The 20,256-nt window shown below is 69.2% G+C and carries 18 protein-coding genes; 5 read left to right on the top strand and 13 right to left on the bottom strand.

The features are described from left to right. Window positions 1-103: 103 nt before the first annotated feature. The gene (locus NBW77_RS12870; RefSeq protein ID WP_131746273.1) at window positions 104-1,354 is read right to left on the bottom strand and encodes a deoxyguanosinetriphosphate triphosphohydrolase; all 1,251 of its coding nucleotides are present in this window, start codon (window positions 1,352-1,354) and stop codon (window positions 104-106) included. A 95-nt stretch (window positions 1,355-1,449) separates the two neighbouring features. Between NBW77_RS12870 and NBW77_RS12865 the strand changes: the two genes are divergently transcribed. Both NBW77_RS12865 and NBW77_RS12860 read left to right on the top strand, forming a co-directional pair. Continuing rightward, entirely contained in the window at window positions 1,450-1,605 is a 156-nt protein-coding gene (locus tag NBW77_RS12865) for a hypothetical protein (protein WP_165485986.1), read from the top strand. A gap of 40 nt (window positions 1,606-1,645) precedes the next feature. Beyond that, window positions 1,646-2,185, top strand: a complete 540-nt coding sequence (locus NBW77_RS12860) for a PH domain-containing protein (RefSeq protein WP_131746272.1) — start codon at window positions 1,646-1,648, stop codon at window positions 2,183-2,185. Window positions 2,186-2,333: 148 nt separating this feature from the next. Here NBW77_RS12860 and NBW77_RS12855 read toward each other — a convergent pair whose 3' ends face one another. From NBW77_RS12855 to recO, 7 genes are all read right to left on the bottom strand, one after another. Next, a complete protein-coding gene (locus NBW77_RS12855; RefSeq protein WP_131746271.1) occupies window positions 2,334-4,208 on the bottom strand; it encodes a transketolase in 1,875 nt (624 codons plus the stop codon). 277 nt (window positions 4,209-4,485) lie between these two features. After that, window positions 4,486-5,157 carry a YdcF family protein gene (locus NBW77_RS12850; protein WP_502799480.1) on the bottom strand — a complete coding sequence of 224 codons (672 nt, stop codon included), beginning with the start codon at window positions 5,155-5,157 and terminating at the stop codon, window positions 4,486-4,488. Window positions 5,158-5,202: 45 nt separating this feature from the next. After that, window positions 5,203-7,887 (bottom strand): pyruvate, phosphate dikinase, encoded by a 2,685-nt coding sequence (gene ppdK, locus NBW77_RS12845; protein ID WP_131746270.1) that lies wholly within the window; start codon window positions 7,885-7,887, stop codon window positions 5,203-5,205. Between the two features lie 362 nt (window positions 7,888-8,249). Then, window positions 8,250-9,635 (bottom strand): glycine--tRNA ligase, encoded by a 1,386-nt coding sequence (locus NBW77_RS12840; protein WP_131746269.1) that lies wholly within the window; start codon window positions 9,633-9,635, stop codon window positions 8,250-8,252. Between the two features lie 198 nt (window positions 9,636-9,833). Then, window positions 9,834-10,205 carry an antibiotic biosynthesis monooxygenase family protein gene (locus NBW77_RS12835; RefSeq protein ID WP_131746268.1) on the bottom strand — a complete coding sequence of 124 codons (372 nt, stop codon included), beginning with the start codon at window positions 10,203-10,205 and terminating at the stop codon, window positions 9,834-9,836. 78 nt (window positions 10,206-10,283) lie between these two features. Next, complete coding sequence (locus tag NBW77_RS12830) at window positions 10,284-11,087, bottom strand: isoprenyl transferase (RefSeq protein WP_131746267.1); 804 nt, start codon at window positions 11,085-11,087, stop codon at window positions 10,284-10,286. Between the two features lie 138 nt (window positions 11,088-11,225). Then, window positions 11,226-11,957: a DNA repair protein RecO gene (gene recO, locus NBW77_RS12825; RefSeq protein ID WP_131746320.1), complete on the bottom strand. Its 732-nt coding sequence runs from the start codon at window positions 11,955-11,957 to the stop codon at window positions 11,226-11,228. Window positions 11,958-12,169: 212 nt separating this feature from the next. Between recO and NBW77_RS12820 the strand changes: the two genes are divergently transcribed. Together NBW77_RS12820 and NBW77_RS12815 are read left to right on the top strand one after the other, a co-directional pair. Beyond that, complete coding sequence (locus tag NBW77_RS12820) at window positions 12,170-14,665, top strand: DUF8189 domain-containing protein (RefSeq protein ID WP_250279748.1); 2,496 nt, start codon at window positions 12,170-12,172, stop codon at window positions 14,663-14,665. A 76-nt stretch (window positions 14,666-14,741) separates the two neighbouring features. Then, the gene (locus NBW77_RS12815) at window positions 14,742-15,263 is read left to right on the top strand and encodes an NUDIX domain-containing protein (protein WP_131746319.1); all 522 of its coding nucleotides are present in this window, start codon (window positions 14,742-14,744) and stop codon (window positions 15,261-15,263) included. Here the strand turns inward: NBW77_RS12815 and NBW77_RS12810 are convergent. Then, window positions 15,249-16,097: an N-acyl homoserine lactonase family protein gene (locus NBW77_RS12810; RefSeq protein ID WP_131746266.1), complete on the bottom strand. Its 849-nt coding sequence runs from the start codon at window positions 16,095-16,097 to the stop codon at window positions 15,249-15,251. The genes NBW77_RS12815 and NBW77_RS12810 overlap by 15 nt on opposite strands. A gap of 55 nt (window positions 16,098-16,152) precedes the next feature. On the opposite strand from NBW77_RS12810, the gene NBW77_RS12805 reads away from it, so the two are divergent. Next, window positions 16,153-16,875, top strand: coding sequence for an ABC transporter permease (locus tag NBW77_RS12805; protein ID WP_131746318.1), 723 nt, complete (start codon window positions 16,153-16,155; stop codon window positions 16,873-16,875). A gap of 68 nt (window positions 16,876-16,943) precedes the next feature. On the opposite strand, the gene era is transcribed toward NBW77_RS12805, so the two are convergent. From era to ybeY, 4 genes are all read right to left on the bottom strand, one after another. Beyond that, on the bottom strand, window positions 16,944-17,873 hold the full coding sequence (gene era / locus NBW77_RS12800) for a GTPase Era (protein ID WP_131746265.1): 930 nt from the start codon (window positions 17,871-17,873) through the stop codon (window positions 16,944-16,946). Further along, window positions 17,873-18,307, bottom strand: coding sequence for a cytidine deaminase-like protein (locus NBW77_RS12795; RefSeq protein ID WP_242605737.1), 435 nt, complete (start codon window positions 18,305-18,307; stop codon window positions 17,873-17,875). The genes era and NBW77_RS12795 overlap by 1 nt, the downstream gene beginning before the upstream one ends. 23 nt (window positions 18,308-18,330) lie before the next feature. Continuing rightward, window positions 18,331-19,785 (bottom strand): hemolysin family protein, encoded by a 1,455-nt coding sequence (locus NBW77_RS12790; RefSeq protein WP_131746264.1) that lies wholly within the window; start codon window positions 19,783-19,785, stop codon window positions 18,331-18,333. A 32-nt stretch (window positions 19,786-19,817) separates the two neighbouring features. Then, a partial coding sequence (gene ybeY / locus NBW77_RS12785; protein WP_250279747.1) for an rRNA maturation RNase YbeY occupies window positions 19,818-20,256 on the bottom strand: 439 nt, incomplete at its 5' end.

Genomic DNA, 20,256 nt, shown 5'->3' with positions numbered 1-20,256 from the left:
CGATCTTCCCTACCACACAGCGTATGCCCCAACCGTTCAGGATCGTCGTACCCGACCTCCGGCACCGGATCACAACCAGAAACCCACCGGCACCGGAGCGCCGTCACAGAACCGCCGTCCATGGCCGGCCGGTCAGCTGGGCGTGGCGCCGTCCGGCACTGGCGTCGGTGAGGCGGGCGACCTGGTCGACGACAACCCGTAGTCGGCCGGCGTCGTCGGGCGCGGCGAGCCAAGCCGGGCGCAGCAGGGGGTCGAGGGCCTCGGGCGCGCGCACGACCAGCAGCGCGAGAAGCTCCGCAACAACCTCACGCTGGCGGCGCTGGCGGGCATGGGCGTCACGGCGGTCCATGACGAAACGGGCGGTCACCCCCTTGAGCAGGCAGCACTCGGCAACTGTGGCCCGGGGCACCACGAGGTCGGCGCGGTACCGGCGCAGCGGCAGGTCACCGTGGGCCGCCCGGGTGGCCCGCACCGCCGCGACGCACAGGCGCGCGATCAGTTCGCTGGTCATCGTCCGCAACGCACACAGCGCAGCCGGCGTGCTGACCGGTCCGGAGAGCCACCACGGCGCCCGGCGCAGCCGGTCCAGTGCCTCCCCGAGTTCCTCGGGGGACGCCGCCGGGTACCGCGGCGCGATCGAGGCAAGCAGGTCAACGCGTTCTCCCGGGTCCTCCAGACGACCCAGGTCGATCAGGCCGGCGACCACGCCGTCCTCCAGGTCGTGTGCGCTGTACGCCACGTCGTCCGCCCAGTCCATGATCTGGGCCTCCACGCACCGCCGGCCCTGCGGCGCGCCGTCCCGAACCCAGTGGAAGATCGGCAGGTCGTCGGCGTAGACGCCGAACTTGGGCGTGTCCGGCCGCCGCGACCACGGGTACTTCAGTGACGCGTCGAGGGTGGCTCGGGTGAGGTTCAGACCGGCCTCACGGCCGCGGACATCGACGATCTTCACCTCGAGGCGGGTCAGTTCGCGCAGGCTCTGCGCGTTGCCCTCGAAGCCCCCACAGCTTCGCGCCGCCTCGTCAAGGGCGGTCTCACCATTGTGGCCGAACGGGGGATGGCCGATGTCGTGGGCAAGGCAGGCGGCATCGACCAGATCCGGGTCCGCGCCGAGAGAACGGGCCAAACCCCGGCCGACCTGTGCGGTCTCCAGGGAATGAGTGAGCCGGGTCCGTGGGAAGTCGTCGTCGAGCGGGCCCACGACCTGTGTCTTGCCTGCCAGCCGCCGCAACGCGCTGGAGTGCAGGACACGCGCCCGGTCCCGTTCGAACCAGGTCCGGTCGTCCGGTGTAGTCTTCACTCGCTCCTCGCCCCAACGGACGACATCGGACTCCTCGTACCACTCCTCGACCACGCAGCCGAGCGTATAGGCGCGATTTCCTCACGTCCGGGGTGCGAAGCGGCGATACTTTGTGGTCAGCCCTCCCAACATCGGCCCGGAGGCCCGCCGTGGACAAGATCATCAGGTACGGTCTCATCGCGTTCGTCATCTTCTTCGTTGTGACCTCACCCAGCAGCGCTGCCAGCATCATCAACCGGGCTATTGACGGTCTGCAGTCTGTTGGTCACGGCCTGTCCGGCTTTGTGACCGACACAGTTCTGTGAAAAAGCGCCGGCCGTCGACGCAATCCGGAAGACTGCCGTCGTGCTGAGACTCCGGATCCCTGACCCAGCCGCTCGAGACGACAAGTACCTTGCCACTCGCGAGCGGCTGGTCATGATGGTCCGCATGCACTGGGCGATTCTGCTGCCCGTCTTCCTACAGACGCTTGGCTCGATCGTCCTCGCGGTCCTGGTCGCGTTCCTGCTGAAGGGGCTGGACAGCGGCGGGTTCGTTTCCGCACTCCCGTGGTGGTTCGCGCTTTTCATGATCCTCAGGATGCTGTGGAAGGTGACCGAATGGCACTTCGACCATCTCATGATCACCGATAAGCGCCTCCTCAAGGTGTCGGGAATTCTTCTCCGCAAGGTGAAGAGCGTGCAACTGGCAAAAGTGACGGACCTCACCTATACCCGTGACCCGATGGGTCGGCTCCTCGGGTATGGCGAGTTCCTGGTCGAGTCGGCCGGGCAGGATCAGGCCCTGTCGAACATCCCGTTCCTGCCTCGGCCGGACAACCTCTACCGGACGATGTGCGACATGATGTTCGGCGGTGCCCCGGCGCCCAGCGGCTCCGACGACTGAACGGAACCACTGGAGCGGCGGCCCACCCGGTTCCCCCCGCAACCACAAGCTCCCCCGCAGGCCACCTTCAGGCGGCCTGCGGGGGAGTTCTCTGTACGTGGACGCTGTGTAAGCGGACCTGCGTACGTGGACCTGCGTAAGCGGACGGTCAGCGCAGCAGCGCGCGGGCCGCATCCGCGATGTGGCCGGCCGAGATACCAACGGCGTCCAACAGTTCGGTCGGTGTCCCGGAACCGGGTAGCTGCCGGACGGCCAGGTGGCGAAGTCGCACCGACACCCCGGCTCCGGCAAGCGACTCGAGGACCGCGCTACCGATGCCGCCCTCCGGGTAGTGGTCCTCGGCGACGACGAGCCGGCCGCCGGTCGCCCGTACCGCGTCCGCCACGGTGACGCCGTCCACCGGCTTCACCGAGTACAGGTCGATCACCCGTGCCGAGATGCCCTCGGCCGCGAGCGTGTCCGCCGCGGCCAGACAGTGGTGCAGGGTGACGCCGGCACCGATCAGGGTGATCGTGTCCGCGTCCGAGCGTCGCAGTACCTTGGAACCACCGACGGTGAAGGACTCCTCCGGCCCGTAGAGCACCGGGTAGGCGCCACGGGTCGTCCGCAGGTAACTCACCCCGTCCAGGTCGGCCATGATCTCCACGAGCTTGGCCGTACTGGTCGCGTCGCTCGGATACAGGACGCTCGAACCGTGCACCGCCCGCATCATCGCGAGATCTTCCAACGCCATCTGGGACGGGCCGTCCGCGCCGATCTCGACACCGGCGTGTGATCCGGCCAGTCGGATGTTCGCATCGGAGATCGCCGCCATCCGGATGAAGTCGTAGGCACGCGAGAAGAACGCGGCGAACGTGGAGGCGAACGGGATGTAACCACGTACCGACAGTCCCACCGCGGTCGCGACAAGCTGCTGTTCCGCGATGAAGACCTCGAAGAAGCGATCCGGGTGGACCTTGGCGAAGTCCTCGGCATGGGTGGAGTTGCTGACCTCCGCGTCCAGCGCCACCACGTCCGCCCGGGCTCCGAGCGCGGCGAGCGCCTCGCCGTATGCCTTGCGGGGCGCGACCTTCGCACCGCGTTCGTAGATCGGCAGCTCGACGGTGACCGCGGGAGCCGGCGCCGGCCGTTCGATGGACGCCGGTGGCACCGCCCCCCGGACGCGCAGGTGACGCTCGCCGCCGAGTTCGATGATCGCCCGCTCGGCCATGTCGGCTGGCAGCGCCTTGCCGTGCCATCCGTCGACGTCGGCGATCTCGGAGAAGCCCTCACCCTTGCGGGTGCGGGCGAGCACGACGACCGGGCGGTCGGATTCGGCCGCCTCGGTCAGGACCTTGTCGATCGCGGCGATGTCATGGCCGTCGACCGTGAGCGCGCGGCACCCGAAGGCCTCCACCCGGCGGACGTAGGCGTCGAGGTCCCAGCCGAGCTCGGTCGGACCACGCTGGCCGAGCCGGTTGACGTCCACGATCGCCGTCAGGTTCGACAACTGGTAGTAGGCAGCCTTGTCCAGCGCCTCCCAGATCGAACCCTCGGCCATCTCGCTGTCACCGCACAGCACCCACACCCGGTAGGGAAGCCGGTCGAGGAACCGGCCGGCGAGCGCCACCCCCACGGCGTCCGGCAGCCCCTGCCCGAGAGATCCGGTCGCCACGTCGACCCAGGGCAGGATCGGCGTGGGGTGGCCCTGGAGCCGCTCGCCGAAGCGCCGGTACCCGGTCATCAGTTCATGGTCGGAAACCACACCGACGGCCTTGAACATCGCGTACAGCAACGGGGACGCATGCCCCTTGGAGAAGATCAGATGGTCGTTGGCCGGGTCTTCGGGGTTGTCCCAGTCGTACCGCAGGTGCCGTCCGAGCAGAACCGCCATCACGTCCGCGGCCGACATCGACGACGTCGGGTGGCCGGACCCCGCGGACGTCGACGTCCGGATCGAGTCAACCCGCAGTTGCTGAGCCAGTTCCCGGATCTGAGCAAGATCGGTCACGTCGACCACGATCTCGGATACGGGAGTTGCCACGCCAGCCTCCTATACGCCTGCGTATCTGTGCATGGCTGTCTGTAGTCGGTAACTATTTATAGTCGGTAACTGTCTACGATCGGTAACTGTCTGCCGTAGGCATACGCCCACCGCCCTGATTGTCCGCCTGTTCTCTGGCGGTCGGGGCCCTACCCGGGGCCCTGGCCCGAGTCCTACCGTCCCGAACGGTACCAGCGGCAGCGGTGCGTGTCGGTGACGAACGGGCCAGGCTTACAGGACGTTCGCGGGGCCGAAAGCACCTTCCCCAGCGGCGTTCTCAGACCGCCGACGGCGCCCTGCCCACCGGAGTCGCCCGGTGGAAAAGCTCGTAGAAACGGTACGCGGCGCACTCCCGGACGATGTAGCGAAGCTGGGTGAGGAAACCTCGGGTCGCAGGTCCGACCGTGACGGACGATACGACCGCGTCGATGTCGAGGTCACGGGCCATGGTCCGCGAGCGCAGTGAATGCCACGGATCGGTTACGATCACCGCGGTTCGCCACTGGTGGGCAACCATGACCTTCGCTACCGACTGTAGTGAACCGAGGGTGTCCCGTCCCTCGCCCACCACCACCAGATCCGTGGCCGGGACACCCCGGGACAGCAGATAGTTCGCCCCGGCCTGCCCCTCGGTGTAGGCGTCACCGATCTGAGCTCCCCCGACCGTCACGATCCGCGGAGCGACGTTCTGCCGGTACAGGTCCAACACGTGGTCCAGGCGCGCCGCGAACACGGCCGAGGGGCGGCCGTTGTACTGCGAGGCACCCAGCACGATCAGGACGTCGGACCGGCGCCGGTCGTCCCAGTGCCCGGCCAGCCATACCTGGATCACGGTGACCGTTGTGATCATCATCCCGGCCAGGACCCCGACCGCGGCGGCCCGCAACAGCCAGACCCACCAACGCGTGTGAAACCATCGCGCCGTGCGCTGCTGCCGGGTAATAGCCACAGGCAGTCACGCTATGCCCTAATCGGCAGGAACCGACAGGCGCTCTTACCCGACGCGTCCGAGGATGGCCGCCCGACCGGCTTCCAGCCGGGCCACCGGCACCCGGAACGGCGAGCACGACACGTAGTCGAGCCCGACCTGGTGGAAGAAGTGCACCGAGTCCGGGTCGCCGCCGTGCTCCCCACAGACCCCGAGTTTGATGTCGGGTCGGGTCGCGCGCCCTTCCTCGACCGCGAGCCTGACCAGCCGGCCGACCCCGTCGATGTCCAGCGACTCGAACGGGGACACCCCGAAGATTCCCAGATCGAGGTAGCGGGAGAAAAACGACGACTCGACATCGTCGCGGGAGAAGCCCCAACCCATCTGGGTGAGGTCGTTCGTCCCGAACGAGAAGAACTGTGCCGCCTCCGCGATCTGACCCGCCGTCAGCGCCGCCCTCGGCACCTCGATCATCGTGCCGATCAGTGCGGGCACGTCGACCCCGGTTTCGGCCGCGACCTCCCGCAACACCCCCTCGGCCTGCTCGCGGACCACCTCCAGTTCCTGGACCGCGCCCACCAGCGGCACCATGATCTCCGGATGCGGATCGCCGCCGGCCTGCCTGCAGATGACGGCAGCCTCGGCGATCGCACGCACCTGCAGGGCGAACAGGCCCGGGATCAGCAACCCCAGACGCACCCCGCGCAACCCGAGCATCGGATTCTGCTCATGCAGCCGGCGGACCGCCTCCAGCACCACGACATCCTCTTCGGCAACGGGCTGACCCGTTGCCATGGCAACACCCACCTTCACCGACAGCTCCGTGAGGTCCGCCAGGAACTCGTGCAACGGCGGGTCGATAAGCCGCACCGTCACGGGCAGCCCGTCCATCGCCGTGAAGATCGAAACGAAGTCGTCGCGCTGGAGCGGCAGCAACGCGGCCAGCGCGGCGTCCCGAGCCTCATCACCGTCGGCGAGGATGAGCCGCTCGACCAGTTGCCTGCGCTCCCCCAGGAACATGTGCTCGGTGCGGCACAGCCCGATCCCGGCGGCCCCAAACCGGCGGGCCCGCCCGGCGTCCTCGGCGGTGTCGGCGTTCGCGCGCACCCCGAGCCGGCGAACCTGATCCGCGTGGACGATGATCCGGTGCACGGCGTCGACCAGCGGATCGGACCCGTCCGCGGCCAGGTCCCCCTCGAAGTACCGGACCACCGGGGAGGACACCACCGGTACCTCACCGAGGTAGACCGCACCGGAGGACCCGTCGATCGAGATCACGTCCCCCTCCTGCAGGACGATGCCGCCCGGTACGATCGCGCGGCGCGCCCGGGTGTCGACGTCGATCTCCTCGGCCCCGCACACGCAGGTCCTGCCCATTCCGCGGGCCACCACGGCGGCATGGGAGGTCTTGCCGCCACGCGAGGTCAGGACGCCCTGCGCGACGATCATCCCGTTCAGGTCGTCGGGGTTGGTCTCACGGCGCACCAGGATGACCGGGATACCACCGGCTGCGAGTTCCACGGCCCGGTCAGAGTCGAAGACGACCTGGCCCACGGCCGCACCGGGTGAGGCGTTCATACCCTGGGCGATCTTCTCGGCCTGCCCCGCCGGGCCGAACCGCGGGAACATCAGCTGGGCGAGCTGGGCTCCGCTGACCCGGGTCACCGCCTCGTCCATGCTGATCAGACCCTGGTCCACCAGCTGGACGGCGATCCGGAAGGCCGCACCGGCGGTGCGCTTACCCACCCTGGTCTGCAACATCCACAGCTTGTTCCGCTCGATGGTGAACTCGATGTCGCACAGGTCGCGGTAGTGTTCCTCCAGCGTTCCCATGATAGACAGCAGCTGGGTGTGGGCGGGCGGGTCTATGGATTCCAGCGCGGTGAGCGGCAGAGTGTTCCGGATTCCCGCGACGACGTCCTCGCCCTGTGCGTTCTGGAGGTAGTCGCCGTAGATTCCCTGTTCACCGCTACCGGGATCGCGGGTGAAGGCCACCCCGGTGCCCGAGTCCATACCGAGATTACCGAAGACCATGGCGACCACGTTGACCGCGGTGCCGAGATCCGCGGGAATGCGTTCCTGGCGGCGGTACAGGCGGGCCCGCTCACCGTTCCAGGAGTCGAAAACAGCCCGAACGGCGAGGTCCAGCTGCTCTCGCGGGTCCTGCGGGAAATCCCGCCCGGTCCGGTCCCGGACAATCTCCTTGAACGTCTTCACCAGCTTACGCAGATCGGCATCGTCGAGGTCGAGGTCGTTGCCGGTTCCCCTGCTCTTCTTCGCAGCGTCGAGAGCCTCGTCGAACAGCTCTCCGTCCACCCCGAGGACGGTCTTGCCGAACATCGCCAGCAGGCGGCGGTAGGAGTCCCAGGCGAAGCGCGGCGAGCCGGACTGCCTGGCAAGACCGGACACCGAATCGTCCGACAGGCCGATGTTGAGGACGGTGTCCATCATTCCCGGCATCGAGAACTTCGCGCCCGAGCGCACCGACACCAGCAGAGGGTCGTCCGCCTGCCCCAGCCGCTTTCCCATCGCCCGCTCGAGTGCGCGCAGGTGTTCGCCGACCTCGTCGCGCAACGCGGCAGGCTCCGCCCCGTGCGCAAGATACTCACGGCACGCCTCGGTGGTTATCGTGAAACCGGGTGGGACGGGAAGTCCCATATTCGTCATCTCGGCAAGATTGGCGCCCTTGCCACCAAGAAGGTCCTTGAGGTCCCTGTTCCCCTGATGGAAGTCGTATACATAGGTGGTCATGGCCGCCCTCTCATCTCCCGCCCGCCGCGAACCGCCGCTTAATCGACCGTGGCATGCCGCCCCGACCCGCGTCAGGTCACGGAGGGATCTGGGGCTCCACTCCCGACTTGTCGCCCGGCAGTTCGTCCGGTTGGCCCCGTGGTGGCACAGGAGATTACCGTCCCGGACCACCACAGGAGATGTTTAGCGAAACAGATCACCAACCAGGAAATTTACCATGAGTAGCTCTTCGGTAACTTTCCGCTTGACGCAAGTCGACCTCGGGCCGGTGAACGACAACAATCCAGAAGATGTCGGGACACAAGGGCCGCCGGTCCCGGCGCAGCCGCCCAGCACCGGACGGAGCGCCGTCGATCATCCGATCAGCACGGACCGAGCTGGGCGTTGAGATAAGACACCGCCTGGTCCATGGAAACACGTTCCTGGGCCATCGTGTCCCGCTCACGGACCGTCATAGTCTGGTCTTCCAGTGAGTCGAAATCGACCGTGAGGCAGAAGGGCGTACCGATCTCGTCCTGCCGGCGGTACCGGCGCCCGATCGCCCCGGCATCGTCGAAGTCGACGTTCCAGTGCCGGCGCAGCTGGGCGGCAAGGTCACGGGCGACGGGAGACAGGTCGCCGTGGCGCGACAGCGGCAGCACCGCGGCCTTCACCGGCGCGAGGCGACGGTCCAGGCGAAGCACCACCCGGCGGTCCACCCCGCCCTTGGTGTTGGGCGCGGTGTCCTCGGCATAGGCGTCCAGCAGGAAGACCAGTGTGGCACGGTCCACCCCGGCCGCCGGCTCGATCACATAAGGGGTGTACCGGGTACCGGTGACCTGGTCGAAGTAGGCCAGGTCCGCGCCGGACGCCTTCGCGTGGACGGACAGATCGTAGTCCGTACGGTTCGCGATACCTTCCAGCTCACCCCATTCCAGGCCGGCGAAGTTGAACCGGTACTCGATGTCGACGGTGCGTTTGGAGTAATGGGAGAGCTTTTCCTTCGGGTGTTCGAAATGGCGGATGTTCTCCTCCCGGACGCCGAGGTCGCGGTACCATTTCGTACGTTCGCCGATCCAGTACTCGTGCCAGGTCTCGTCCTCGCCCGGCGGGACGAAGAACTCCATCTCCATCTGTTCGAACTCACGGGTCCGGAAAATGAAGTTACCCGGTGTGATCTCGTTACGGAAAGACTTGCCGATCTGGCCGATACCGAACGGCGGCCTGCGCCGAGCGGTCGCCTGAACGTTCGCGTAGTTGATGAAAATGCCCTGGGCCGTTTCCGGACGCAGGTAGGCCAGACCCGACTCGTCCTCGACCGGGCCCAGATAGGTCTTGAGCAGGCCGTTGAACATCCGCGGTTCGGTGAACGTGCCGCGGGACCCGCAGTTCGGGCAGACGACCTCGGTGAGCGCTGTCGGTGGCCGTCCACGCTTGGCCTCGAAGGTCTCCTGAAGATGGTCGGCGCGGAACCTCTTGTGGCAGGACAGGCACTCGGTCAGCGGGTCGACGAAGACCTGCACGTGCCCGCTGGTCTCCCAGACCTCACGCGCGAGGATCACGCAGGAGTCGAGGCCGACCACGTCGTCCCGCCCCTGGATCATCGCCTTCCACCAAGCCCGTTTGACATTGTTCTTCAGCTCGACCCCGAGCGGACCGTAGTCCCACGAGGCCCGCAGGCCACCGTAGATCTCGCTGGACGGGAAGACCAACCCCCGCCGCTTGCACAGGCTGACGATGGTGTCCATGCGGTCGGATGCACTGGCCACGCGGGCACTCCCTTCCATACGCCCGCCGTCATCAGTGACAGCGGGCGGTCGCGTCCTGCTCGCCCTCCCCGCGACCCGTCCGATCGCGACCAGGTCCCACCCGGCTGCGGTGTGTTTCCTGGTCCAACTGGCGATCAGGGAGACAAGTGCCCAGCGTACGGCCCCGGCTCTGATGTGGAGCGGGTAGGTGCGCCTTCATCACCCCGATGGTGGGGCTCCGGGCACGGCGGTGGCGGCGTCGGGGGCCAGGTCAGACCCGCCGCGACGGGCCGGACCACCCGCGCCGTTGTGGGCCAGCAGCACCTCGAACGCGCCCGGTTCATCGACGGCGTAGGCCATCAACGGCATCAGTTCGACCCGGACGTCGAACGCCGACAGGGCTCGGCGCCAGGTACCCACCCCGTCCCACTCGGACGTGATCGCCCACAGCTCGGGATCGTCGACAGCCCGTCCCAGCCGCGCCGAGCGGTAACCGCTCTGGGCGGCGAGAACACCCAGAGCGGCTTGCGCGCGCTCACGGAAGGTGTCCGCCTCCCCGATCGGCACCCGCAGCCGTGTGACAACAAGCACGCCACGGTTCTATCAGGTCGTCGGAGTCCTCCGCCGGATCCACAGCCGCTGGATCCACGGCCGCCGGATCCACAGCCATCAGATCCCCGACGGGCGGGCGACGATGCCTCCGTAACGGCGGTCACGCTTGGCAAAGTCCTCGCAGGCAGCCCACAGGTCACGGCGGTCGAAGTCCGGCCAGAGCCGTTCGACGAACAGGAACTCCGCGTAGGCGGCCTGCCAGAGCAGAAAGTTACTCAACCGCTGCTCCCCCGACGTGCGGATCAGCAGATCGACATCAGGCATCTCCGGCTCGTCGAGGTAACGGGCGACCGTCTTCTCGTCGATGCGGTCGGCCCGCAGCCGACCGTCACGGACGTCGCGGGCGATGGCTGCGGCGGCATCGGCGAGCTCGGCCCGTCCGCCGTAGTTCACGCACATCGCCAGGGTGAGACGGTCGTTGCCGTGGGTGCGTTCCTCGGCCGCCTCCAGCCGCCGGATGACGTTGCCCCACAGGCGGGGACGCCGGCCGGCCCACCGGACCCGCACACCGAGCGAATCCATGTCGTCGATGCGCCGGCCGAACACCCCGTCCGTGAAACGCATGAGGAACGCGACCTCGTCCGGTGACCGCTTCCAGTTCTCGGTGGAGAACGCGTACACCGACAGCCACCGGACACCCAGTTCGATCGCGCCCTCCACACAGTCAAAGAGGGCGTCCTCACCGGCCTCATGACCCTTCGTGCGCGGCAGGCCACGCATCTTCGCCCACCGACCGTTGCCGTCCATCACGATGGCGACATGTCGCGGGATCAGACCGGACGGAATCTCCGGCGGGCATGCGCCGGACGGATGCGGGTAAGGCTCCCGGAACCGACTGACCCCCGTGCTACGCAGGTTCACCGGCTACCCCCTCCTGCTGGGACAAGCCTGCCTGCCGAGACAAGCCTGGCCTTTGTGCCACGAACATCATCGGTGCCTCTTTTTCGAATGCTTCCCGCACGGGTTCCCGGCCCCGGCCGCACTCTCCATGCGAGCCGGTCATGCCCGCTCCAGGTGAGGCAACGCACGTAACCCGTATTCGAGATGCCACTGCAGGTAGGCTGCGACGCAACCACCGGCCTCCCGCCGGGTACGGACCTCGGTCGCCCCGGCGGCAGCCCAGTCGCCGGTGAGCAGGTCGGACAGCAGTTTCACGGCGGCCAGGGACATCGACACCGCACCATGCGGTCGGCATTGCGGGCACACTACGCCGCCAGCCGGAACGGAAAGCGCATGGTGGGGTCCGGGCTCACCGCAGCGGGCACAGTCGTCCAACGCCATTGCATACCCGGAGACGGCCAACGCGCGGAGCAGGAACGCGTCCAGCACCAGAGACGGCGGACGCTCGCCTTCCGCAAGCGTCCGCAGACCGCCCACGAGGAGCAGGAACAGGCGCATGGCGGGCTGACGTTCCTCGCCGGTCAGCCGCTCGGCGGTCTCAAGCATGACCGCCGCCGCGGTGTGCCGGGGATAGTCGGACGCGATCACCGCCCCATAGGGGCTCACGATGTCGGCCTGGGTGACCGTGTCGAGAGACCGTCCCTCGTGGAGCTGGAGATCGACGTAGGTACCCGGTTCCAGCCGGGCCCCAAAGCGGGACGACGTGCGCCGTACCCCTTTGGCCACTGCGCGTATCCGTCCGGTCCGCCGGGTCAGAACCGTGATGATGCGATCGGCCTCGGCGAGCGGCATCGTCCGCAGGACGACACCTTCATCGCGATAGACCGGCACCCGCCCATGGTTGCACGCATCCCGGTAAGTGGTCAGGACACGGTCTCCTCGGGCTGATCGTGACATGCCGCGGCCGACCGCTCGTCCGTCCACGGGCCTCCCGTCCATGTCACATCGACGTCACATCGACGTCACGCAGGCCCTTGCGGCCACGGACCGTCACGCCCTGCAATAGTGACCGTCGGCATCCGAGGAAACGCTAGGAGCAAGGAATGCTGGCAGGTGGGAAACGACCCGGACGTCGTCACAACGGGTTCCGGCCGCTTTACCCGGCCGTGGTCGCACCTGCCGTGGCCGTGGTGATCGCTGTCGCCGCACAGGTTCCGGCCCCCGCCCCCGCCTCCGGGGGGTCGAACGCACCCGCGGCCAGTCAGTCCGTCACCGTCTACCTGACCGCGCCGGACCCTGTCGGCCTCGGCCGCCTCGCCCGATCGGTTGCCGGATCGGTCACCGGATCCCCGCGGGCCCGCGCCGACATCCTGCGGGAGTTCCTGCCCTCGCCCGCGGCCCACGACAGCGTGGCGGTCCGGCTGCGTGCCCTCGGCCTCACCGTCACCGCGGCAACCACCTGGAGCGTCACCGCGGCAGGTACGGCCGCCCGGGTCCGGGAACTGTTCGGCAGCGCCCGCAACACCCGCCAGACCCTGCGGTACGCCCAGAGCCTGCCGGTCCTACCCGAGACACTGCACGGTCTCGTCTCGGTGGCCCTCGGCGGCGACGAGACCCGCCCGGCGTTCCGGCACCTGAGCTCCCCGCCCTCGCCGACGGCCAGGGCCGTGCCCGCCGCCGACGGCTACACCGGCCCCCAGCTGCGTGCCGCATACGACGCCCCGGACGGCCACCGCCGCGACGGCGGGCCGGACCCGACCGTCGCCACCCTCGCGCTGTCCGGCTGGGACCCGTCCGATCTGAGCGCCTACGCCGCCGCGGCAGGGATACCCGATCCGGTTGCGGACGGGCGCTACACGGCCGTGGGTCTCGGCCGCTCACCCGACTACAACGCTGTTGCCGACGGCGATGGAGACGCGGAGGTCACGCTCGATCAGGAGTCGCTGCTGGCAGTCGCGCCCACCGCACGCCAACGCGTCTACATCGCCCCCAACACCGACCAGGGCTACCTCGACGTCCTCGACCGGGTCCGGGCCGACGCCGCCGATCCGGCAACCGACCTGGTGGCCTTCAGCATGTCCTGGGGCATGTGCGAGGCGTACAACAGCCCCGCCTTCGTCAACACCGCGGAAACGCTGCTCGCGGCGATCGCCGTCGCCGGCGTCACCACCTTCGCCGCGTCCGGCGACAGCGGATCGGACGACTGCGACGATGCGGGCACGACCACCAGCTACCCCGCATCCTCACCGTCAGTCATCACCCTCGGTGGTACGACCCTGCTCAACCCCACGGGCGCACACCCCTCGGAAACCGCCTGGGCCGGTTCGGGCGGCGGATGCTCCACCCTGTTCACCCGGCCCGGCTGGCAGCCGGCCACCCGGTGCGCCTCCCGCGCCCTGCCGGACCTCGCCATGGACGCCGACCCGACTACCGGTTTCGCGGTCTACCACCGCCGCTACTGGCAGCACCACGGCGGCGGTCCGGTGACCGGCTGGGTACGGTTCGGCGGCACCAGCCTCGCGGCACCCGTCGCCGCCGGGATGCTCGCGGCCGTCTGGGCGTCCCGCGGGCAGACCGGCGGCGGGTACGGTGACATCCACGATCAGGTGTACGGCGCGCCTCCCTCCGCGTTCCGTGACATCACCACCGGCGGGAACGGCGCCTATCGCGCTACCGTCGGTTATGATCTGGCGACCGGACGCGGCGCGCCGCTGTGGAACAGGCTCGCCACCGTCCTCACCGACCGCTCCCCCGCGAACGGCAAGTACGTGGTCACTGTTGGTGTCGGCGTGGACCGCACCGTGTGGGCGCAGCGCTCCGGCCAGGCCGCCGCCACCTCACTCGGCGGCCAGGCCACCTCTGTTCCCACGGTCGTACAGGCCTCCGGACACGTCACCTACATCGTCGGCGGTACCGACGGGAACCTGTGGATGCGCGGTGGAACCGACCCGGCCTGGTCCCCGCTCGGCCCGCCCGGCACCCGGTGCTCCGGACAGGCTGCGATCGCCGTCGGGTCCGTCCTGCACATCGGATGCCGCGGCAGCGACCAGAAACTGTATGTGACGACGGTACCGGTCGACTCGACCGGGAGATCCGCCCGGGCCACCTCGTGGACGAGTTACGGGGGGCAGAGCAACGCAGCCCCGGCGGTGGCCGTCGTCGACGGGGTTGTGACCTGGTTCGTGACCGGAATCAACGCGGCACCCGCGGCCAACCTCTACCGGCGGACGGCTACCTCGGGCTGGACGGTACTGGGCGTCCGGTGTGACGGAGGACCGGGTGCCGGTGGCGGCAGGGACGGCGGCGGCACCCGACGGACGGGTGGACCGGTGTTCCTCGGTTGCCGGTCGTCATCCGAAGCGCTCGTCTACGCCGCCGCGCCGTTCACCCGGTTCGTCTCCGCCGGCGGGAAGATCCTCGGCGTACCCGGGTTCGCCCGGGTGATGGACGGGATCGCGGACGTGTTCGTCGCCGGGACCGACGCCGCTCTCTACAGCCGCAGGCTGTCCGCGTCCGCGCCCCGCGACAACGGCTGGACGAAACTCGGTGGCGTCTATCTGCTGGCGGCCGGCGCAGCCGGGATCGACCAGGAGCCGTAGACGCGAACCTCCCCGGGCACGAGAACCTCACGGGAGGCAAAGGGACGTGTTCCGGCTTCGGGACGAGGATGGACCGGTGCGAGTGGTGCGGCGGGCGGCCAGAGCGATCCTGATCGACGAGCGAGGACAGCTGGTCGTGTTCCGCCGAACACTGCCCGGCCATCCGTCCTACTGGTCCACCGTGGGCGGCGGGGTCGACCAGCAGGATGCCTCCGTGGAGGCTGCCCTGCACCGCGAGCTGGCTGAGGAGCTCGGCGCCACCGTCGACCGCGTCCAGCAGGTGTTCCTCACCAGCGCACCCGGCCACGGCGGTGCCGGCAGTGATCGCCGCGGTGCCGGTAGTGGTCGCGAACCCGGCATCACCGTCCACCACTTCTTCGTCTGCCGGCTCGTCTCGATGGATCTCACCACCCGAACCGGGACCGAGTTCACCAACCCGGCCAAGGGCCGGTACGACGTCGAACGCATCGACCTGCACGGCGAGGATCTCGCTCGCTTCGCCCTGCAGCCGGAAACGGTCAAGGAGTTCATCCTGGCGAACAGGGCCGCCCTGCTCGACGCCGTCGGGGAGGACAGCCAGACCTCACCGGTCAGGTAACGGATCACGCAACGGATCACGGGCCGGTGGCGCGCCGAGTTGAGTCGTGAGCGCCGGCCAGGCAACCGGATCGTGTCCGGGCACCAGACGCAGGCCACGGGCGGACGCAATCGCCTTCAGCCGCCGGATCGGCTCCACGGTCGCCTCCGGTGATACGCCGATGGACCCGCCGACCGCCCGTTCCTCGTCGATGTTCTCCTGCAGGTCCGCGGCGTCGAACGCGAAGACGTACCCACCACCGCCCACCGACGGGTCCAGTTCGACGACGAAGCTCTGATGACCGGGGGTGTGCCCGGCGGTGAGGACGGCGGTCACCCCCGGCGCGATCTCGGTGTCGCCATCCGCCACCTGCCAGGCGATCCGCGGGTGGTCGAAGTCGACCCGGATGATGCCGTCGGCCTCCAGGTCCGCCGGGTGCGTGCCCAGGCCGTGGTCAAGCTCACGGCGCTGGATGTGCACGGGGGTCTGTCGTCCGGAGAAGTGACGCAGGCCGCCGGCGTGGTCGTTGTGCAGGTGGGAGACGGCCACCGCGTCCAACCGGTCGAGCGCGAGCCCGACCCGGTCGAGTTCGGCCTCCAGCGGGTCGGCGTCTCCCGCCGGCAGCCAGACCTCGACGCCCGTGTCCCGGTGGAACCGGCGGCACAGCGCGGGGTCGCGGACGAACGCCGGATTGAACCCGGTGTCGATCAGCAGCCAGCCCCCGTCGACCTCCAGCAGCAACGCCGGGACGGGTTCACGCAACCGGACGTCGTCCGCGGCGCCGTACACCGACATCGAGTACGGCACCTCGGCCCATCCCAGGGTCAGCGGGATCACCCGCCGCACGCCAGCCATCGCCCCTCCTTCCCCACGGACGCCGCACACTATGCCTGTGGGCGATGCCGTTCGGATGGCCGTGGGCCTGGGCGGCCTGCTCGCCGTCGCGGTCGCCTGCCTCACCGTCGCCCGGGTACGGCTGCGCCGGGCGGTGGTCATCGCCACCGTTCGGGCCGCGGCCCAGCTCACCCTGGTCGGCCTGGCCCTGCGCGGGGTGCTGGCCGCGCCTGCGACAACGGCACTGGTCCTCGCCGTGATGCTCACCGTCGCAACCCTGACCGCGGCAGGCCGCCTCGCCGGCTTCCCTCATGCCAGGCGGGTCGTTCTCACCGCCAGCGCGGTCGGCGCGGTGGTCACCCTCGGGATCGTCTTCGCCGTACCGCTGCTCGACCGGTCCGCGCGCTATCTGGTCGCCGCCGGTGGGATCGTGATCGGCGGGACCATGACCGCCTGCACCCTCGCAGGCCGGCGGCTGTTCGATGCGATGGTGCGCCGCCGCGACGAGGTCGAGGCATGGCTCGCGCTCGGCGCCACCCCTCGCCAGGCGGTCGCGGACCTCACCCGTGACGCCATCCGGGAGGCCCTGCTGCCCGCCGTCGACCAGACCCGCACGGTCGGGCTGGTCACCCTGCCCGGCGCGTTCGTCGGCGCGCTGCTCGGCGGAGCCAGCCCCACGGCCGCGGCACGGTTCCAGCTCGTCGTCCTCGTCGCCCTGCTCACCGCGGAGACGCTGGCGGCCGTCACCCTGGTCTGGCTGTTCGGCGCGCCGACCCACATCCCAGAACGGAACGCGTAGGTGGTTTCCAACGCCAGGACGACGGTTTCCACCTACAGCCGGTGGGGGTCCACCTACGGAACGGACGGTCAGAAGCCGAGCTTGCGCAGCTGGCGGGGGTCGCGCTGCCAGTCCTTGGCCACCTTGACGTGCAGGTCCAGGAAGACCGGCGTCCCCAACAGCGCCTCGATCTGGCCGCGGGCCCGTGTCCCGACGTCCTTCAGGCGGGCGCCCTTCGCGCCGATGATGATCGCCTTCTGGCTCGGCCGTTCGACGTAGACGTTCACATGGACGTCCAGCAACGGGCGGTCCGCCGGACGGTCCTCGCGGGGGATCATCTCCTCGACGACGACGGCCAGGGAATGCGGCAGCTCGTCCCGGACGCCTTCCAGGGCGGCCTCGCGGACGAGTTCGGCAACCATCACCTGCTCGGGCTCGTCGGTGAGCTCGCCGTCCGGGTACAGGGGCGGGCCGGCCGGCAACCGCCCGACCAGCACATCCGCGAGCACACCCACCTGAAACGACGACACCGCACTGACCGGCACCACGTCGGCGAAGTCCGCGAGGGACGAGACCGCGAGCAGCTGCGCGCCCAGGGCATCGCGGTCGGGAACCAGATCGGTCTTGGTGATCACCGCGACCACCGGCGTCCGCTTCGGCAACCGGGCGAGCTCCTCGGCGATGAACCGGTCGCCGCGTCCGACCGCCTCGTTCGCGGGGACACAGAAGGCGACCACGTCCACCTCGGACAAGGTGGCGCGCACCACATCGTTGAGACGCTGGCCGAGCAGGGTCCGGGGCCGGTGCAGCCCGGGGGTGTCGACGAGCACCAGCTGCGCGTCGTCACGGTGCACGATGCCACGGACAGCGTGCCGGGTCGTCTGCGGACGCCCGCTGGTGATCGCGACCTTCGACCCGACGAGCGCGTTGGTCAACGTGGACTTGCCCGCGTTGGGACGTCCGACAAAACAGGTGAACCCGGACCGGAACCCCGGTCCGGTCTCCGCGGCGGCAGCCATCAGGTGGTCACCCGGCCATGGGCCACACCGTCCGGGCCGGCGAGGTACACCGGCACACCGGCGCCGAACTCGCCCAGCGTCAGCAGGTCATCGGCGTCCGGCGTGTCGGGCGTGTCGGGGCTGCGCCGGGCATCAGGCAACGACACCCGTGCGGATACGACCGCCGCCGCCTCGAAGCGGCGCGCTCCACTGGACGCCGCCGCGGCCACCGCCGCCCGAAGCGCCGACACGGTCAGCCGCCCGTCGGCGTTCTCCATGGTCGCCGCCGCATAGGTCCGCCCGTCGGCGTCGCGGACGGCCGCGCCCTCGGCTGCGACGTCACCGCCCCGCGGGACGTAGGCCCTCAGCCTGGCTGAGCGCGCGAGGGTTACGAGCTTGGCATCCTCCGCTTCCAGCGCGCCGGGATCGAACTGGCCCGAGTCCAGATCTGACACGGCTACCCCTGTCTCCTGTCTGCTCACGTCCGGGTACCCGACGCGGCGCGGCGGGTACCCGAGCCGGAGGTGTCCACATCGCGGCCGTTGTCATCGCGGCCGTGATGGTCACGGCCGTTGTCGTCACGGCGGCGGCCGTGGCCATCGCCGTCCCGTCTGCTGTCCCCCCGGACGTCCTCGCCCCGGGGCCTGGCGGCCGAAGAGTCCTCGGTGCCACGGGACAGCCGTCGGACCACCACCGTACCGATCTGGTTTCGCCGCCCGGCGGCGCTCTCGGCGGTGAGGGTCAGCACACCGACCGTCGCGGTCGCCCCCGGGATCGGTACCCGTCCCAGCGCGCTCGCCAGAAGGCCGCCAACCGTCTCCACGTCATCGGATCCGGGCAGCTCGTCGGTGTCGAACAGCTCTCCGAGGTCATCCACGTCGAGCCGGGCGGTCACCCGGGCGGTGTCATCGTCGATCCACTCCACCGGCGGGGTCTCGGTGTCGTACTCGTCGGTGATCTCTCCGACGATCTCCTCAAGGATGTCCTCGATGGTCACGAGTCCGGCGGTCCCGCCGTACTCGTCGATGACGATCGCCATGTGGGTACGGGACGCCTGCATCTCACGCAGCAGCGCGTCGGCGTGCTTGCTCTCCGGAACCAGCGCGGGCGGACGCATCACATCCGCCACGGGCCGGGACTCCCAGCCTTCGCGCTCGCGGCCGACCATGTCCTTGAGAAAGGCGATCCCGACGACGTCATCGACGGTGTCCCCGGTCACCGGGATGCGGGAGAAGCCGCTGCGCAGCGCCAGCGAGATGGCCTGCTGGACGGTCTTGGACGACTCGATGTAGACCATGTCGGGACGGGGGACCATGACCTCCCGGACCAGGGTGTCCCCCAGCTCGAACACGGAAGCGATCATGTCGCGTTCGCCGCGTTCGATGACGTCACGTTCCTCGGCGAGATCGACGAGGTCGCGCAGTTCCGCCTCGGTGGCGAACGGGCCGTCGCGGTAGCCGGGCCCCGGGGTGACCGCGTTACCGAACGCGATCAGCAGCCGTGGCAGCGGCCCGAACATCCGGCCGAGCCAGGCGGTGAGGCCGGCGGTGGCGAGCGCGACTGCGGGGGCGTGCTGGCGGCCCAGCGTCCGGAACATCACCCCGACGAGGATGTAGGCGAACAACGTGCCGACCAGCGCCCCGAGACCGACAGCCGTGAACCCGGCGCCGTAGGTACGCACCGCGACCACGGTCACGCAGGCCGCCGCCACCATCTCCCCGACGATCCGCAGCAGCAGCAGGAGCGCGAGGTAACGACCGGGATCGGCGACGATCGTGGCCAGGCGCGCGGCGCGCGGGCGGCCGGCGCGGACGAACTCCTCGACCGAGACCCGGGAGATCCGGGTCAGCGCCGCGTCGATACAGCCGATTCCGGCCGCGAACAGCGCGGCGACGACCGCCAGCAGCAGCAGTGGAACATCCCCAGAACCCATGGGCCCGTCCTGTCAACTCCCCCGGGCCGTGCTCAGGAAGCACCGGCGGTGCGGGCGGCGCTCCAGGATGCCAGCAGCCGGGACTGCACGGTCCACATCTCTCGCTCCTCCTCCGGCTCGGCGTGGTCGTAGCCGAGCAGGTGAAGGATCCCGTGGGTGCACAGCAGATGCATTTCGTGTTCGGTCGAGTGGCCGGCCTTCGCCGCCTGCTTGCGGGCGACCTCCGGGCACAAGACGACGTCGCCGAGCAGCAGGGTCGGATCGTCCTCACCCGAATCGGGCGCGGACGGGTCGAAGGCGTCGTCCTGAGGGAATGCCAGCACGTCCGTCGGGCCTTCCTCGCCCATGTAGCGGACGTGCAGCTCCTCCATCGCGGACAGTTCGACGAGCATCACCGACAGCTCCGCCAGTGGGTTGACCTTCATGGAGTCGAGTACGAACCGGGCGAGCGCGGCAAGGGTGAGCTCGTCG

It is taken from the genome of Frankia sp. Cppng1_Ct_nod (assembly GCF_920656135.1).
Classification (GTDB): domain Bacteria; phylum Actinomycetota; class Actinomycetes; order Frankiales; family Frankiaceae; genus Protofrankia; species Protofrankia meridionalis.
The sequence above is the reverse complement of the archived record's forward strand: the minus strand, read 5'-3'. Positions and strand labels throughout refer to the sequence as shown.